This is a genomic window from Thiomicrorhabdus sp. (assembly GCF_963662555.1).
In the GTDB taxonomy this organism is placed as follows: Bacteria; Pseudomonadota; Gammaproteobacteria; order Thiomicrospirales; family Thiomicrospiraceae; genus Thiomicrorhabdus.
Genome location: NZ_OY759719.1, coordinates 57089 through 74005 on the forward strand (window position 1 = coordinate 57089; position 16917 = coordinate 74005).

The window sequence follows — 16917 nt, forward strand, 5'->3', positions numbered from 1 at the left end:
GTAAACATTTAAACCATACCCCGCACTACTTTACTTAGAATCATAGACATTAAATTAATCACCTGTTATGCTGTATCCATTCTCAAATAATGGGTTAGAGCTATGGCTGTTCTTGAAAATATCAATCATCAACCAATGATGTTTGAACCAACCTCAATCAATTCTGAGCACGGCTTAGTTGCCAACCCCAACAGAAAGCCTCTTGACTCATTTCCTCAAATTTTCTTCTCAGATGGCGAGCCTTGGTACGAAGCAAATAGATATGCTTTTTATCGCCATGATGATTTACAAAAGGAATTAAAAACTGTAAGCCGTGAAATGACACACTTGGCACGTTATGCCGATTGGTTAGAAGAGGCAGACTTGCATTGGTTGCACTTCCCGAAGAAGAAAGGTGAACGCTGCTTATTCAAGTTTAGAGGTTATCTGATAGATCAAAGAGACAAAGGATTCCTAGCACCATCAACAGCAACGCAAACAATGACAGCTGTAATTGCATTTTATCGATGGGCTTCAGCAACAGGATATGCTGGAGAGCGTTCAAAACTATTTGATGACAAAACTAAAGTCGTCTCATTTTTCGACAAAGTTGGTTTTAGCCGAACCATGAGTGTGACATCTTCAGAACTTTCTATTCCCAATCGAACTAGAACAGGAACCCTCCTTGAAGATGGATTAACCCCAATTAACCAAGCTAGCACTAAAACTCTTATGGCTTACCTTTCTGAACATCGAAACTATGAACTTTACTTGATTTCTAAGGTAGCGCTTCAAACAGGTTGCCGCCATGAAACAGTTACAACGCTCAATATTGACGCAGTTCAAAACGCATACCCTGATCAAATTCTGTCAAACATCATGAGAGTAAAAGTTGGCCCAGGAACAGGTGTGGAAACCAAATTTAATGCATCTGGAGATATTTATATCCCTCAAGCATTGCTTTCAGAGTTAACCGAATACTTCAATTCAGCAGAAGCGATATTAAGACGCTCCAAAGCCTCGAACGCACTCCAAAGAAATATCTTCTTAACATCCCGAGGAAACAGATACACCTCTCAGACATTTGGCACACTATTACATCGTTTAAAAAACGAACTAATTGAAGCTGGTCATACGGAATTTGGCCGTTTTAAATTCCATCAACTAAGAGCAACTTTCGGAACTATGTTGATGCGAGCACTTCTTAAAACTCAAGGAATGTCTTCACTAAATGCTATTGAGTTTGTTCAAGAAGCAATGCTCCACAAAGATCCTAGCTCTACTTGGAAATACATTAAATTTATTGAGAAGGAGCCTATAGAGGAAAAGTTTCTCGAAACTTTATGGTCTATATTTACAGGCTCACAAGAGCAATCCAATCAAATCATTGAACACTTAACAAGCGGAGAAACATTTGAAGATGAATGATTTACCCGACTTGTTCATAACTCATTTTAGAATTGAAACTCCGAATTCATCGCGTTGGAATATGATGCCTTTTGTTTTTCTTGGTGGCGCTTTTGTCAAAAAAAATACTCGCAAATGGCTCAAAGAAATTGAATATCTTCCTCTTGTTGAAAACCGGATCAAATTTGTTGAATCTCTTAAAGATCATTCAATTGAATTACTAGACAGAGGAACATCTCAGCATTCAGTTTTGGTCTATTTAGACAAACTAAAGTCTTTTTTTACTTTTATCGACAAAAATAAACAACCATTGAATACACCACTTAATGTCCGTCAAGCACTATATGACTATGCGGAACATGAATTTAATCGTGCTTCACTTGGCAAAATAGAACATTTGACTGCATACCGTTCAATAGAGTTTGTTTCAGCGCAAATTAACGAGGCGATTGCTGGAGTTAACTTTGATATTAAACACACTAGACTAAAGAGAAAAAGACGTTCTAGAAGAGCTATTAGTCGAAACGCAGAAAAAGTACTACTTCATGACGCTACTAAATTAGCAAAGTTCTGCTTTGAAATTACACAGAATTTTGATCCAAAAGACCTTATCTCTGGAAAGCTACCTATCGAAATCAATGTAAGCCGTGAACTAAAAAAGACTTTAGTGAACTTAACTCCTAAGAAAAAAAAACGTGCTGAACTAAATGATGATTTTTTTAACACCCATGCTGCTTTAGCCTTCAATCATCGAGTTTCCGCAGAACTTATGGTTTTTCTGGCTATGACTATTCAAAATATTACACCTACGCTAAACCTGAAGCGTGAAAAATTTTACTATAAACCACTAAATGATAAGTATGAGGTTCGTGAATACAAGGCTCGAAAAGGAGGTGAAATAATATTCTCAATACCAAAACCCTATAAACCTTATTTTGAAAATTACCTTCAGTTCCTTGAAGAATATGCACCAAATGCTGAATGGGTATTTCCTTTTTTGGAAAAAGGGAAAGGATTCACCAAAAGGCAAATACGTTGCATTGAGCCATTTAGAAGACTTTGCAACATTAATCAAATACCTTGGACCCCACCAAGGGAATTCAGGAAAATCGGACAAAACGTTCTAATGAGGCTTTGTTCTAACGAAAAAACTGCTGCTGAATATGCTGGCCATGGAGTTGCAGTATTTAGAAACTATTATGAAACGCCTTCTCTTCAAAGGGCTGGTGATGAAATCACCCGTTTTTGGAATGAAAACGATCCACTGTTTCACGGAACGCCAAAGGTTTCTTTGTTTGGTTCACCATGCATTGGAATACCCGAATCTATACAAGCGGCATCAGGCCGACTACCAGCCCCTGATTGTATAACGCCTACCGGCTGTATTGGGTGCAAACACTATAGAGATGAAGATTCCTTTGAGTATGTGTGGAATTTATATAGTTTTAGGTATTTAAAAATTATTGAATCCAGCTCTCATCGTACTTAAGATGAAAAGCCCTCAAACACTGCCATAGAGTGGGTCAACTATAAAATAAACTGGTTTAAAAGCTCTGATAATCCTGAACATAAGAAGTGGGTTGATGAATCTAAAATGAGGATTATTGAAGGCTCATACCACCCAAACTGGTTTAAAAAGATTGAAAAATTTTATGGATAGCTCATGCAACAGAACTTAGTCGAAAACTTACAATTTAAAGCCGATATTGATTTTGTATCAGAGAATAGTGCTTGCTTCAAATCAACTGAGTACCCACCCAAAGGTGACTTTGTAGTATCTATTGATAAAGATGGAAAAACCATTTCCAGATATATGGATGACTCCTGGGATTTTAGACATTTTGGAAACCCAAACTTAATGTACTTTCATGAATATGATGATGAGAATAAGAAGTTGTTCAAGCAAGTTGTGTATTACATAATTTACAGTCATTTATTTCCATCAAAATACATTAGTCTTAGAGGTTGGTATCTTGCTTTACAAGCCCTATTTAAACAGTGCACTAAGTCTGGAATTCAAGCAAATCAATTAAGCCGACACCCCAAAGTAATTGAAGCCATCTCAAAAGAAATATCCACAAACACTCCATCAAGCTTTCAAATTTATATTTTTTACTTCCACCAACTGTTTAAGAACAAAGATCAGATTGGGTTCACACTCCTAAATGAAAGAGCTATTGGTATATTTAAATCATTTGACCCCAAGTATAAGCTTGGACAAACACCATATATACCAGTAAAAATATGGACAAAACTAATTCAACATATCAAGGTTGTCTTTGATGACTTTGAAGCACACCACAAGGAGCTTGAGGAGCTATACCACTATACAGCCCTAAACACTATTGAAAATAAAAAAAATGGAATTAAACAACCAAGCCCATTCGATTCAATAGGCCCAAGCAAAAAAATTAAATTCAATGGCTCCCTAGAAGATTATCTGATTGCAAACGATCTATTGCAGCTTTTTGAAAAATATGAGGTTAGACCGAATAATGGTTTTAACCAATACCAAGTTCAACAGTTCAGCAGCCTTTTAAATAACATAGTTGCCAGCTGTTACCTTTATGTACTTAATTATTCAATTATGCGAAAACTTGAAGCAAACAAACTTCGCCTAGATTGTTTAAGAAAAGAAAAAGATAGTAATTTAGGCTCGTTCACTTTGCTTGCAGGTGAAACAACAAAAACCGATCCTGACAGTGACGATAGGTGGATTGTTCCATATCACGTTGACCGAGCGATAAATATTGCTAGCACAATAGTTTCTTGGAAGTTAAAGCATAAAAAAATTACTGACGAAAGTGAGTATATTTTTCAAAGGGTAGAAATTTGGAATAGTAATGGAAAAGCGTCAACTTATAGAAACTTTGATAAATGCACATACCTCATGAAGCATGGCGCTGATTTTTTTAACGTTAAGCAATTTGTAATAACTCAAAGTGATTATGACGAGGCAATAGCACTCACCCCTAGTCTATTGAGAAAAGACTGGTTTAAAGTCGGCAATATCTGGCAATTTGGCTTCCATCAATTCCGGAGAACTCTAGCAGTTCACTTTGCCTTGAATCAAGTTTCTCCATCCTCGACTCAAGTTCAAATGAAGCATAGTACTCGTGAGCAACAGTATCACTACCAAAATAACGCTGGACGCCTTCGTTTAAACCATTTAGCTGAGCAAGAAGTGGTCAATGAGTATTACGCTGAAATGGCTCGCAATATCGCATCAGTAGTACATGGTGATGCGGTACTCCCTCACAAGCAATCTCCTGTTAAGCAGGATGTCGTCTGTTTTGTTGAAGAAGGCGAAATGAAAAAGCTTCTCAAAGCTCAGAAAAACGGTGCAGTGGGTTATAGAAAAAACCTACTTGGTGGCTGTATGAAGCAAGGAACTTGCGAATATGGTGGTTTTGATTCAATTACCCATTGTGCAGGTGGCACGGGTGGTAATATGTGCTCAGACCTAATTATTGATGGTTCCAGAGAACAAGAATTTGAAGATGATAAAGCCTATTACGAAGAACAAATGGATGAAGTCCCAGAAGACTCCCCAAGATACGGGGCATTGAAAGCCGAAGTGCGAGGGTATGAAAAAGTCTTAGACGTAATTAAAACCAAAAAAGGCGGTGCAAAATGAGCAAAGCAGAAACATTATTCAGAGAAGCCTTTGAACGCCTTAAAACAAACACGCCTATCAATTTACCGAAGGGAACAAAGGTCAGCCAAAATAACATCGCTAAAGAGGCAGGAAAGCATCCTACAGCGCTTAAAAAAGACCGTTTCCCGTTGTTAGTGTTAGAAATACAAGATTACATAAAACAGCAAGAAATTGATAGCGACATCATCAACAAAAAAAAGCAACTGCGGAAACAGCGAACACTTGAAGAGCGTTTAGCAGATTGCAAAAAGCAGCGCGATAAGCTAGCTTCAATTTGCGAAGCTCAAGCCCAGCTCATTGACGACTTGAGAGACCAATTAAGTGACTGTGAAAATGGCATTAAGAATCCTACTAACCTTAATAGGATTTAGCCAACCGACTGAAATCATAGAATTGAGGTGCTGAAGTTTAACTCAAATATTTTTTTAGGCGAAAGACTGAAATCAGTTTTTCGCACATAAACATTCTCGCTACATAAAGAATTTGCCTTCTATTTCGAATCCAAGCGGCTCAGGGTTTGGCAAAACTTTAACTTTTTGTAATTCCCCTTTTCGAGTATATCTGTCAAAAATTGATTCATTACCATACCCTTGAATATGTCGGCCTGAATCCCTTTCGATCCAGGCACTACATACGATGCCAACAAATTCTTTATAACGCTGCCTTTTGGCCAAAGGTAAAGAAGTCTGAAAACATTCTTTGTATGGAGCTCTCATATTAGCCTGAGGGTGTTGATTATGGTCATAATTCCACCAAACACTTATTCTGATTTCACCGAAGCTTGCATCAGACCAATTGATTACAGTGTTTTCACCAGCAATTGAGGTTATGAGGTATCCTGATTCTTGTCGCTCTTTATTATCCCAATTGAGAGAAATTTTTCCAGATTCAATAGCCTTATTTAGAGCCAATGTAACTAGCTTTCTATAAGGGTTCATATTTGTTTTTGGTGTATTAATAGACTTTACTGGATAAGTTTTTTGTAGGGTTTTTATGGCATTTTTCCAACCATTCAGAGATCCATTCTCTTCCGCAACCGTGTCTAATGCGACATGTAAAGGGATCTGTTCTTTTTTGGCCAAGGCTTTAGCGTCCTGCTTGAGCCTTTTTACTGTTCGGCCTGAAGGGAATTTGAGGGTATCGGGTAACATGTTATATTGCTCCATAATAATGTTTTTTTGCGTGTGCCGCCGACAAGCCATACGTAAACAACAAAATGTACGGTTCAATATTTGATTTTATACCTGCTATCCAGAAGGGGATTTTACCAATGGTCGGCCGTAAGCTTGCAGAAAGCTTCCAAATCATATTACCCATTTACAAAAAAAGACGCAACTAATACTATTCTAGCTACTCGAGTTTAACAAACCAAATAAAATAACGTAGACTACTTATATGCAATTCATTCCAAATGGCCCAGACATACCGAACGACCTTCTTCAAGCTCACGAAGAAGGAAGAGTAGTCTTCTTTTGCGGGGCAGGGATTTCTTACCCAGCAGGCTTACCAGGCTTTGAAGCTTTAGTCGAGAGTATTTATGAATCCCTTAATGAGGAAAAAGCGCCGTTGGAAGAAAGCTCTTTTCAAAGAGCTCAGTATGATGTCACTCTGGATTTACTAGAGCGAAGAATTACTGGTAACCGGCTAACAGTTCGCAGTGCTTTAAAAAACTCTCTAAACCCTGATTTATCTTTAAGTAACGCGACTAAAACTCACGAATCACTGATAAAGCTCGGAACGGACAATTATGGTTCATTACGAATTGTAACGACCAACTTTGACCATATATTTGAAGAAGCTGCTAGTCTTTTAAAAGTTGAAATAAATTCTTATGCAGCGCCTATGCTTCCAACCCCCAAAGTTAGCCGTTGGAACGGACTGATATATCTTCACGGGGTATTACCTGAAACAAATGATATAGAGGCATTCAATCGTCTGGTAATAACCAGCGGTGACTTTGGTTTAGCCTATCTGACAGAAAGATGGGCATCTCGATTTGTCAGTGAACTATTTAGAAACTTTGTCGTTTGTTTTGTTGGATACAGTATCAATGATCCTGTTCTAAGGTACATGATGGATGCATTAGCCGCTGATAGGATGCTAGGGGAAAACACGGCTCTTTCATATGCATTTGGAACCTACGATGGCGCTGCAAATAAAGACTCAGCTACGGAAGAATGGAGTTCAAAGGGAGTCGTACCCGTACTATTTGATAAAAATCACGGACGTTCAAAATTACACGAAACCTTAGAAGCTTGGGCTGAAATGTATCAAGATGGAATTACAGGTAAAGAGAGTATTGTCACTCAAAATGCTTTGGCTACCCCTTCGTCAAGTACCGTTCAGGATGACTATGTAGGACGAGTAATTTGGGCTCTTTCCGATGAATCTGGCAGCCCTGCAAAACGTTTCGCTCACTTAACTCCAACCCCTTCATTAGATTGGCTCCAATATTTCAGCCAAAACAACTTCAAATATTCTGACTTAAAAATGTTTGGCATTAATCCTAGCCCTAAGAAAGATTCTGATATCGAATTTAGCCTAATACACAGACCTTCTCCTCATTTTATCTCTGCAAAAATGTCATTACTTTCTCAACCTGATTCTTATAGCCAGTGGGACAGCATTATGAGTCATTTAGGCACTTGGATAAGCTACCATTTGAATGACCCTATGCTTCTGGTTTGGTTTGCTGAGCGAGGAGGTAAGCTAAATTCAAATTTAATTCACATTGTTGAAAATAGACTAAAAGAACTTCATAAACTAAAGGGAAAAGAGGATACCGTTTCATTAGATAAAATTAAGAAAGCTTCTCCAAATGGCATACCTTCAAGTTTAATGGAGAGGCTATGGGGTCTGTTTTTGAATGACAAGGTAAAAACGATACGACACTGGAGTCGAATGAATCTATATGACTGGGCAGACAAACTCAAATATAGTGGATTAACGCCAAGTCTTCGTTTTGAACTTCGAGAAATTCTCGCACCAAAAATTCAAATTGAAAAACCATTTAGAATAGATAAGTTAGACTGCCCCAATAGCGCGGAAAGAATTTCGGATTTAGTCAGGTTTGAATTAACTTTAGCTGAGGATCATCCAAAATCAGCCATTAAACATATCTCAGATGATACATTAAATGGGGTTCTTCCCCTATTACTGAATGAGTTACAGCAACTTTTACTTGATGCACTAGACCTAAATAGTGAGCTTGGTACAATTGATGAACACCATGACAATTCTTTCTTTGACCTGCCTTCAATCAGTGAGCACTTTCAAAATAAAAGGTCTCGTCAGTGGACAATCCTTATTGAGTTGTTAAGAGATTCTTGGCTCGACACTTATAACAATGACCCAAATAAAGCTAGGGTAATTGCCGAAACTTGGTTTTCACTTCCTTACCCTGTATTTAAGAGATTGGCTTTTTTTGCGGCTAGTCATGAGAATTGTATTCCCTCGAAAATTTGGATTCATTGGTTAACTCAAGATAATACATGGTGGTTATGGACTCCTGAAACAAAGAGAGAAACTATGCGATTAATTTCTTTGAGAGGAGCCAAAACTAAAAAGTATCAGACAGTCTTAGAAGAAGCCATTTTAAAAGGACCTCCTAAAAACAATTTTAAACTAGACATTGATGATGACGAAAGCTTCCAAAAACATTGTGACAGAAGCATTTGGCTTCTCTTAGCTAAACTTAATCAATCTGGAGCTCATTTAGGAACAGGAGCAGAAAAAAAATTTAAGAAACTTTCGGATAAATATCCAGAGTGGAAGCTTTCAAAGTATGAGCAAGAGGAGTTTTCATATTGGATGAGTGGCACTGGAGACCCTGACTATGAAGAAAGCCAAACTATTGATATAGTTCCCCACAAACTAGAAGAAATCATTGATTGGATAAAGCACCCAAAGAAAAAAGAAAGTCCTTGGATGTACAGGGATAACTGGGAAGAAACATGCCTCAAAAAGCCTTGTCATGTTTTGGCAGCACTTTCTCACATAGCTTCAGAAAAAGAATGGCCAATCGATAAATGGAATACTGCCTTAAATTCGTGGAGTAGAAATCTACGGATTCCAATTAAATTATGGAAACACATTTACGTTCAATTCAATTTGATGTCAGAGAAAACTTTAATAAATGTTTCTCATAGTTTAGGGTGGTTGTTAGAAAAACTCTCTTCCAGTAACCGAATTCCTGATGAAGAACTTATTCAACTGTCAGAAAGGTTGCTTAATGTACAAGAAAATGTAGATGATTTTGAATTTCAAGACGACATTACTAGTCAAGCTATAAACCATTCTATAGGACACTTAACTAAAGCCCTGATCAATGTCTGGTTTAAAGGAAAACCAGAAGATGGGGACTTACTTCCAGAACGGTTATCTAAAATTTTCACAAAACTAACGAATGTTAAAAAATCGCCATATTTGCTTGCAAGGGTTGTCTTGGCTTCTCAGCTTATAGCCCTACATCGAGTTGATACAAATTGGACAAGACGCAACCTTTTACCACTATTTAACTGGAATGATTATCCAGAAGAAGCAAAGGCTGTTTGGCAAGGTTTCCTTTGGGCTCCTCGTATTTATCAGCCTCTAATGATAGAGCTAAAAAGTAATCTACTTGCCACTGCAAGCAGATATGAAGAACTAGATAACTACGATACTCAGTTTGCCTCATTTTTGACCCACCTAGCATTAAACAAGCTAGAAGGCTTCACGGACTCCGAGTTTAAGGATGCAATAACCAACCTTTCTGAAAAAGGCATTCAACAAGTTGTAGATACTCTCTACTCTGCATTTTCAAGTTCAGGAGACAAAAAGGAATCTTACCTAGTGAATAGGGTAATTCCTTTTTGGGAAAATATTTGGCCAAAATCTAACCAATACATAACACAAGATGTGAGCGAATCACTAGCGAAACTATGTGTTGAAGCAGGAGAGTATTTCCCCACTGCCTTTACAGTTTTCCAACACTGGATTATTCCAGTAGCACATCCAGATTATGTTGTTCACCGACTGTATGAAACAAACATTTCTAAGCAGTTTCCCGAAGAAGCTTTAAGCTTTTTAGATAAGCTAATTGAGAATCAAATTTGGCGTCCAGAGGAATTATCTTCATGCTTAGAGTTAATTATCCAAAGTAAACCTAATTTAAACACGTCTCCAGCCTACAGAAGGCTACGTGCATACTTACAGCAGGCCTAGTAAAAATATAGAGTAAACGAAATTAATTAACACAAAGGAAATAAAGTGGTAAGCCTAACAACACCAGTATGTAATTTTGATGCGCCAGCAATCGATTTTGAGCTCCCTGATGCTTATAAAAAAATGTGGAACCTTGAAAAAGCAAAAGGCCAAAATGGCACCTTAATTGCCTTCATCTGCAATCATTGTCCATACATCAAAGCGATTCTCCCAAGGCTTGTTGAAGATGTTAGAAAGCTTAAAGACGAATATGGAGTTAATACAGTAGCAATCATGTCTAACGACCAGTCTTTGAATGAAGAAGATTCAACTGAAAATATGATTCGTATTTCTGAAGAAATGGATTTCTCATTTCCTTACCTAATTGATGAGACACAAGAAATTGCTAAAGCATACGGTGCAGTATGTACCCCCGACTTTTTCGGGTTTTCAAAAGACATGACACTGCAATACCGAGGCCGCTTTGATGAATCAAGAAAAGAGACTTCGCCAGAAGGTGTGCGTAGAGATTTATTAGAAGCGATGCAACAAATAGCTAAAACGGGTCAAGGGCCTTTAGAACAAATACCAAGTATGGGCTGTTCAATTAAGTGGAAAAACTAATTGAAAATGCTCAACTTCTCTCCAGAGAACTCAAACATTAATTCGCAACCGTGCATAATAGGTAGCCAATCTTGACAATAAATCTGAGAAACTCTAAAAACAAAATTAATTGATAATTGTCGGGATAAATAAAGGAAATATTGAGGAATTAAGGTATGTCTGACGCATTGCAAAAACATCTCAAGAATAAAGCCACTGAGCAAGAACAACTTAGCATTTTATTAAGTCAATGGGATTTTGATAAAAAATTAGTTCCTAAAGCATTACAAAATGTTGGTCAACTATTTCCTCATTTCAGCCTACATGATCAATCACACAGTGATCAAATTTTGATAAATATTGAACGAATACTTGGTCCGAATAGAATCTCTCAACTAAGTGCAACTGATACTTGGCTTCTTTTAGAAGCAGCTTATTGGCACGATACAGGGATGATAATTGCCTATTCAACAATGGATGAAGATATTCATGAAAATCCAGATTTTAAAGAATATATCCGTGAAGTTGCCAATGATACAAGTAATGAATTGAGTCAGTTTGCTCACTTCTTTAATTCTCAAGATCTTTCAAAAGCATTTATTGGAGCCAAAGACCCTTTAGACGCGATTAATAAACTTCGTTTTCTTATGGCTGAATGGTACAGACGACCTCATGCAAATAAATCTGAAAAAACTGTCAACAATCCTATCTCTGAGTTAAATCTCAACTCTCCACGAACCGAATTGATTCCAAATAGACTTTTTAAGCTTCTTGGAAAAATTTGCAGAATCCATGGGGAATCATTTGAAACGTTACTTGCTGAGTTAGACTACAAAGAAGCAGGAATTTCTAACGATGATTGTCATCCAAGATTTATAGCATGTTTACTTCGTTTGGGTGATCTTCTTGATATTGATGACAACCGCTTTTGTCCAGTAATGCAAAGACTAGTAGGAAATAATCGACCATCCTTAACAAAAGCCCATGAAGATAAGCACAGCAGCATCAAGCATTTAAGAATTGACCCTGAACGTATTGAAATCACCGCTATGACTGAAACAGAAAGCGGATATTTAGAACAGTGGAAATGGTTTGATTGGATAAAAAAAGAAATTCAGCAACAAATGTCGCAGTGGAGGGACATAACACCCTCACCAGAGTTTGGATTACTACCCACTATTGGAAAAATTAAAGTAGAAATTCAGGATAAAAAATTAATCTTATCTGAAGGAAAAAGACCTGAGTTCTCTCTAAACTCTAATGGGGTGATGCGTTTATTAAAAGGTCAGAATTTTTATAATCAAAATGACACAATTCGTGAGTTATTACAGAACTCTGTAGATGCAACTCTTATTCGCTCATGGTTAGAGAATAAAGCCTTCGACGACAACAAAATAAAGGATTATCCAGACGAAGACTCACCAAGTTATTTTGAACGATTTCCGATTGAAATCAGCTTTAATCGAGAACGAGAAGCAGAAGACAAGTCGAAGGTTATTTGGTCTGTAACGATAAAAGATCAAGGCATAGGAATTAGCTCAGAAGACTTAAAATTTGTATTACAGGTTGGTGGCTCCTCATCAAACAAGGCTAGACAAAAAATCATTAATGACATGCCCGAGTGGTTGAGACCATCTGGTACTTTTGGAATAGGTTTTCAAAGTGTTTTTATGTGGACGGATAAAGTGAAAATCCTAACACAAAGCAGTTACGATAATGACCAGTTAAAAATTGAAGTTAACAACCCAAATGGTGTATTACAAGGGTTAGCAACGATTGAGCTAATTTCAAATACAAAACATATCAAAAAACTGGGCACTGAATTAACCTTTGAAATAGAGGTAGACAAAACGCCAAAGAACATCTCTTATAGGTATGGTTCACTTGTTGAAAAGGCATATTCAGAAAATGATTGGTTTTTAGAGCAAGAATTACCAGCCAAGATTATATCTCTTGTGGATGAAGCCTCTGATTTTTCTCAAGGAAGCCTCATTCGTATAGATATAAACTACAATTCAACAAAATATCAAACTGAATTACCTACCCACAATAAATCAAAAAATTTTATACAAGCAACCAATAGCTTCTCAAAGCTCTATTTAGAAAATGAACGAGATATTCGATACAGAAGTAGCCTCTCTTATAGAGGGCAGAATATAGAAAAATTTAACTCTGTATATGATTTTTTTGCCATTGAATTGGACTTATATTCAGGGAAAGCAAGTGATTGGGTAACCATTAGTAGAAATGATTTAACAGAACTAGGAAAGCAAAATATAAATTCTGTGGTCAAAAAGAATTTGGGTTATTGGATCAAGCAAAATGGAAGCATGATTTCTTCAAAGCCTCACATAAAAGCTCGCGTCTCTGCAATCTGCCATATGTGGAAGGATGACATAGACATAGATCCAGATTGGATCCACATTTCCAATAAATATAAGTCCGATTGGACTGCATTTGAAGGAACCTATGAAGGGAATACTGAATACCACTCAATTAAAAATTCAATGAAGGTGGGAGTTAAATTGATTCTTGACCACATTCAAGCAAACGAAACTTTAGATGATAACAAAGTTTTCTTTTTTAATGAGTTAAACAGTCGTGAATCGTTATTTATAACAGAACTTTGGTTAAAGGAGTGGATCGACACCTCTGAAAACAATGGGATTCGTTACAGCACAGTAGAATACAAAGACGATAATTCAAAACAAACTAGACTAATTCGCATAGCAGAATTAATCCAAATTTCTGAAAGTCAAAGCAAGGTACAAATATCTGACGACGAATTGGTTAAATTTATCGAAATCTCTTTGAAAACCAGTTTTCAAAGTTTCCGGCTTTTTATTCCTTTATTTGATTACTTTAATGGAATAAAAAATCTTGAAAAATTGGTAATGACAAATACTGTTATTCATGGTCATTTTGAAAACGTCATTCCATACTCCCCAGAAAAATCAATATTGCTACCTTTTTTTGTATTGATTAAAGATAGAAAGCCTAAATTAAACCTTGAACGATTTGATGATTTTATCGATGCAGTTAAGAACAAGCTCCCTGAGGAATTACCTGTGCAACAAATAAAAGAGATTTACGAAGAAGTTATTAAATATTTTGACACGTTAATGACGGATTCAAATATATGGAAGGATATGCGTAATCCAAGTTAAAGAAGGTGACATTAAGCAAATGCCTTGACTATCTATAATCTACCCCGAATAGGAAGTAAAACCAGCTAAGTGCAGTTTTTCTCATCAACTAACGGTATAGACAAAATTATGTATATAATTGTACTAAAAATAGAAAAACTTATAGACATTAACCAAAGTGACATAAATCCATACTTTTCAAAGTATCTAGGTATTGTCTATAGAAAGGTCTGTTTACTGTGTAAAAGTTATAACGCCGATTTAAAACTTCAGTACCGTGGACGTTTAGACGAATCTAGAAAAGAGACTTCGCCAGCAGGTGTGCGTAGAGATTTATTAGAAGCGATGCAACAAATAGCTAAAACGGGTCAAGGGCCTTTAGAACAGATACCAAGCATTGGCTGTTCAATTAAGTGGAAATCATAAATAGGTATTTATTTTTTTTGATTATGAAAGTTTTTAACAAAAATCCTATCTAATTCAATGTACTTCCTATAAATTAATTTAATTAGCTTCTCAAGTTAACACTTATATAATAAATGTTAACTTGTATATATGATTACTTAGGATTAAAGACTCATGCTCAAATATCATTTCAAAAACCTTTGGTTTCGGGATAAAACAGAAGATGTTGTATTTATTAATAAATACGCAGTTCAGATGCGTGCAGGATTGATGCTTCTTATTCCTATTTACATGGTAATTATTCTATTCACTACCGTTCTTGCTCCAACCTGGACCGTTACCCCAAATACATTTGCTGAAGAAACCTTTGATGTCACAACCGATTTTAGAGTTATTTTTAATGTTCAGGCTTTTAGAACCCCGTTTGATTACACGATTCCTACCTATGTGTTGTTCTACGGTTTATTTGAAATGATTACTGGCATGTTCGTTAGAACCGCATACCTTTCTCCAACCATTCATATTGCGACCCTTTTAACCCGAAATATTCGCCCTAAATGGGAACCTTTAAAACCCAAACGTTTTGCTTGGATTATTGGAGCAGTATTAATTATTTCATGTTTAACGTTTTTTCATCCTGACTCCGTGGCACGCGTAGTTAATGCTTTGTTCTCAGAAGAACTCTTACCTACTACAGAAAACTGGATGCCTAATTTTATTCCGTTACTGGTTGGGGTCTGTTTTGGGTTGATGTGGTTAGAAGCTATCTTTGGATTTTGTCTAGGCTGTAAAATGCATTGGATTCTTGCCAAAATCGGGATATTTAAAGAGCATTGTTATACCTGCATGAATGTAGATTTTGACCAAAAAGCATGGATTGAAGAGCGTAAAGCCATGGAAAAATCTTTAAAAGATAAAAACTCATAAATAAAAAAGGGTTCACAGCTTACATGTGAACCCTTAACAAAAACCCTTCTTAATATAAAAACCTTCACAACAATACATTTCACAAAACACGATTGTTTTAACTAGCCGTGATTACTTAAACGTAAATGTGGTATTTACCCTTTTCTGAGCTATAAAACTTGAGTAGCCATGCGATAAACACGAATTAATTGATGTAGTTGATTTTGAATGTCTTGAACGGGAGTGTTTCTCATAATCCCCAAATAGCAATAATCTATCAGGTAAGCCAGTTTTTCAGGGTTTGTTTTTATTGAATCTAGAACAATAAGATTGTCTTTAATACCACGCTCTAATTCTTGTTGAATAAATTTAATGATAATTTTTTGTTTTGCTTCAACAATGTCTCCAGATGTTTCACCAATCGCATTATGTAAATCTTTTAATACATAGTCATCTTCAACGTTTTCAAATACTTTTTTACCGCTTGCAACCAAATACTCTTCAATCATATCCCAGGGGTTAGTTAATTGAATTTCTTGAATTCTATTTTCTGCTTCATGAATAGAATTGCTGGTACAAAGCTCCACTACATTTCTGAATAATACTTTTTTATTCTTAAAGTATTTATGCACTGTCACTCTGGAGTAACCAGTATATTGACTGATTAATGACATATTGGTTTTACTAAAGCCAAATTGGGAAAAACACTTTAGTGCGAGTTCTGTAATTTCTTGCTTGGTATTTTTTGATGTCATTTCGTTATTTTTTTTAAAATTGAGCACTCTGCACAAGATGTGAGAAAGACTTAAAATCAATTGAAAAATTAGTGAACTATTTAATATTTAAGCTAAAAAATAGAATACCACCATTAATTGTAATCTTTTTATTCTAATCTCTATTTAGCAACATTAACAGCCCAAACTACCATCTTTACATTTAATAAAAAAGTGTTAACATCATTATAAATTTAAAGCGGGACTTTTACAGTTTTGTGTAGTGCATGTAGTACATTATGTTTCACGTTCTATTGTGTGCTGTACTTTGATTTTTGTATTTACTGAGCCCTAATGATTACCCATTTATAACTTGCTCAGACAAAACCTACTCAGAAAATGTATCCCTAAAATTGAATATATAAGATTGAATATATAAGGATAAAAGATGAAAACATTATTAGATTATATTGAAGACGCCAGATCAGAAATCAAAGAAGTGTCCATTGAAGATAGTAAACAACTAATTGAACAGGGTATCAATGTACTAGATGTTAGAGAGCCAGGCGAATTTCTATCTGGGGCCATTGAGGGTGCTATTAATATTCCAAGAGGTGTTTTAGAACCGGCTGCGGATTTAGAATACGCAGGAGCAAATCCTGATTTACGTGATCATCGTAATGACCAATGGTTGGTGGTTTGCAAATCTGGAGGAAGAGCGGCACTAGCTACAAAAACATTGGCCGAAATGGGCTTTACCAATGTAATGAATATGACGGGTGGAATGGATCAATGGCAAGGAAAAGGATTTGCCATGGTAATACCATCAGATGAAAAAATGACAGTGATGTTGAAAGAACCTTGTATTGTTTAATGGTTCAATTTACACGTTTAGTATTGAATCGTTAAACGCTTAGAC

Annotated in this window: 11 protein-coding genes and 1 pseudogene; 10 read left to right on the forward strand and 2 right to left on the reverse strand. The window is 36.3% G+C overall.

Features of this window, described 5'->3' with window-relative positions; all coding sequences use genetic code 11:
• Positions 1-102 precede the first annotated feature (102 nt).
• From ACORJQ_RS00230 to ACORJQ_RS00245, 4 genes are all read left to right on the forward strand, one after another.
• Positions 103-1407 (forward strand): tyrosine-type recombinase/integrase, encoded by a 1305-nt coding sequence (locus ACORJQ_RS00230; protein ID WP_321324960.1) that lies wholly within the window; start codon positions 103-105, stop codon positions 1405-1407.
• Positions 1394-2875, forward strand: a complete 1482-nt coding sequence (locus ACORJQ_RS00235; RefSeq protein WP_321324961.1) for a hypothetical protein — start codon at positions 1394-1396, stop codon at positions 2873-2875. The genes ACORJQ_RS00230 and ACORJQ_RS00235 overlap by 14 nt, the downstream gene beginning before the upstream one ends.
• Positions 2876-3049: 174 nt before the next feature.
• Positions 3050-5023, forward strand: a complete 1974-nt coding sequence (locus ACORJQ_RS00240; RefSeq protein ID WP_321324962.1) for a hypothetical protein — start codon at positions 3050-3052, stop codon at positions 5021-5023.
• Positions 5020-5415 carry a hypothetical protein gene (locus tag ACORJQ_RS00245; RefSeq protein ID WP_321324963.1) on the forward strand — a complete coding sequence of 132 codons (396 nt, stop codon included), beginning with the start codon at positions 5020-5022 and terminating at the stop codon, positions 5413-5415. The genes ACORJQ_RS00240 and ACORJQ_RS00245 overlap by 4 nt, the downstream gene beginning before the upstream one ends.
• A gap of 99 nt (positions 5416-5514) precedes the next feature.
• Here the strand turns inward: ACORJQ_RS00245 and ACORJQ_RS00250 are convergent, their stop codons facing one another.
• The gene (locus ACORJQ_RS00250) at positions 5515-6195 is read right to left on the reverse strand and encodes a hypothetical protein (RefSeq protein ID WP_321324964.1); all 681 of its coding nucleotides are present in this window, start codon (positions 6193-6195) and stop codon (positions 5515-5517) included.
• Between the two features lie 244 nt (positions 6196-6439).
• Here ACORJQ_RS00250 and dsr1 point away from each other — a divergent pair, with 244 nt between their 5' ends.
• From dsr1 to ACORJQ_RS00275, 5 genes and pseudogenes are all read left to right on the forward strand, one after another.
• The gene (dsr1, locus tag ACORJQ_RS00255; RefSeq protein WP_321324966.1) at positions 6440-10246 is read left to right on the forward strand and encodes an anti-phage defense-associated sirtuin Dsr1; all 3807 of its coding nucleotides are present in this window, start codon (positions 6440-6442) and stop codon (positions 10244-10246) included.
• Positions 10247-10291: 45 nt separating this feature from the next.
• Positions 10292-10849: a thioredoxin family protein gene (locus ACORJQ_RS00260; protein WP_321324968.1), complete on the forward strand. Its 558-nt coding sequence runs from the start codon at positions 10292-10294 to the stop codon at positions 10847-10849.
• A gap of 155 nt (positions 10850-11004) precedes the next feature.
• On the forward strand, positions 11005-13995 hold the full coding sequence (locus ACORJQ_RS00265; protein ID WP_321324970.1) for an HD domain-containing protein: 2991 nt from the start codon (positions 11005-11007) through the stop codon (positions 13993-13995).
• A gap of 228 nt (positions 13996-14223) precedes the next feature.
• Positions 14224-14400, forward strand: a pseudogene (locus ACORJQ_RS00270) (thioredoxin family protein); the annotation flags it as partial.
• Positions 14401-14553: 153 nt separating this feature from the next.
• A complete protein-coding gene (locus tag ACORJQ_RS00275; protein ID WP_321324971.1) occupies positions 14554-15306 on the forward strand; it encodes a DUF4395 family protein in 753 nt (250 codons plus the stop codon).
• A gap of 149 nt (positions 15307-15455) precedes the next feature.
• Here ACORJQ_RS00275 and ACORJQ_RS00280 read toward each other — a convergent pair whose 3' ends face one another.
• Positions 15456-16040, reverse strand: coding sequence for a TetR/AcrR family transcriptional regulator (locus tag ACORJQ_RS00280; protein ID WP_321324973.1), 585 nt, complete (start codon positions 16038-16040; stop codon positions 15456-15458).
• Between the two features lie 406 nt (positions 16041-16446).
• Between ACORJQ_RS00280 and ACORJQ_RS00285 the strand changes: the two genes are divergently transcribed.
• The gene (locus ACORJQ_RS00285; protein WP_321324974.1) at positions 16447-16872 is read left to right on the forward strand and encodes a rhodanese-like domain-containing protein; all 426 of its coding nucleotides are present in this window, start codon (positions 16447-16449) and stop codon (positions 16870-16872) included.
• The last annotated feature ends 45 nt before the right edge of the window (positions 16873-16917 follow it).

Coding starts and splice junctions, on each gene's coding strand:
- ACORJQ_RS00230 (WP_321324960.1), top strand. CDS start 103: ATGGCTGTTCTTGAAAATATCAATCATCAACCAATGATGTTTGAACCA.
- ACORJQ_RS00240 (WP_321324962.1), top strand. CDS start 3,050: ATGCAACAGAACTTAGTCGAAAACTTACAATTTAAAGCCGATATTGAT.
- ACORJQ_RS00245 (WP_321324963.1), top strand. CDS start 5,020: ATGAGCAAAGCAGAAACATTATTCAGAGAAGCCTTTGAACGCCTTAAA.
- ACORJQ_RS00250 (WP_321324964.1), bottom strand. CDS start 6,195: ATGTTACCCGATACCCTCAAATTCCCTTCAGGCCGAACAGTAAAAAGG.
- dsr1 (WP_321324966.1), top strand. CDS start 6,440: ATGCAATTCATTCCAAATGGCCCAGACATACCGAACGACCTTCTTCAA.
- ACORJQ_RS00265 (WP_321324970.1), top strand. CDS start 11,005: ATGTCTGACGCATTGCAAAAACATCTCAAGAATAAAGCCACTGAGCAA.
- ACORJQ_RS00275 (WP_321324971.1), top strand. CDS start 14,554: ATGCTCAAATATCATTTCAAAAACCTTTGGTTTCGGGATAAAACAGAA.
- ACORJQ_RS00280 (WP_321324973.1), bottom strand. CDS start 16,040: ATGACATCAAAAAATACCAAGCAAGAAATTACAGAACTCGCACTAAAG.
- ACORJQ_RS00285 (WP_321324974.1), top strand. CDS start 16,447: ATGAAAACATTATTAGATTATATTGAAGACGCCAGATCAGAAATCAAA.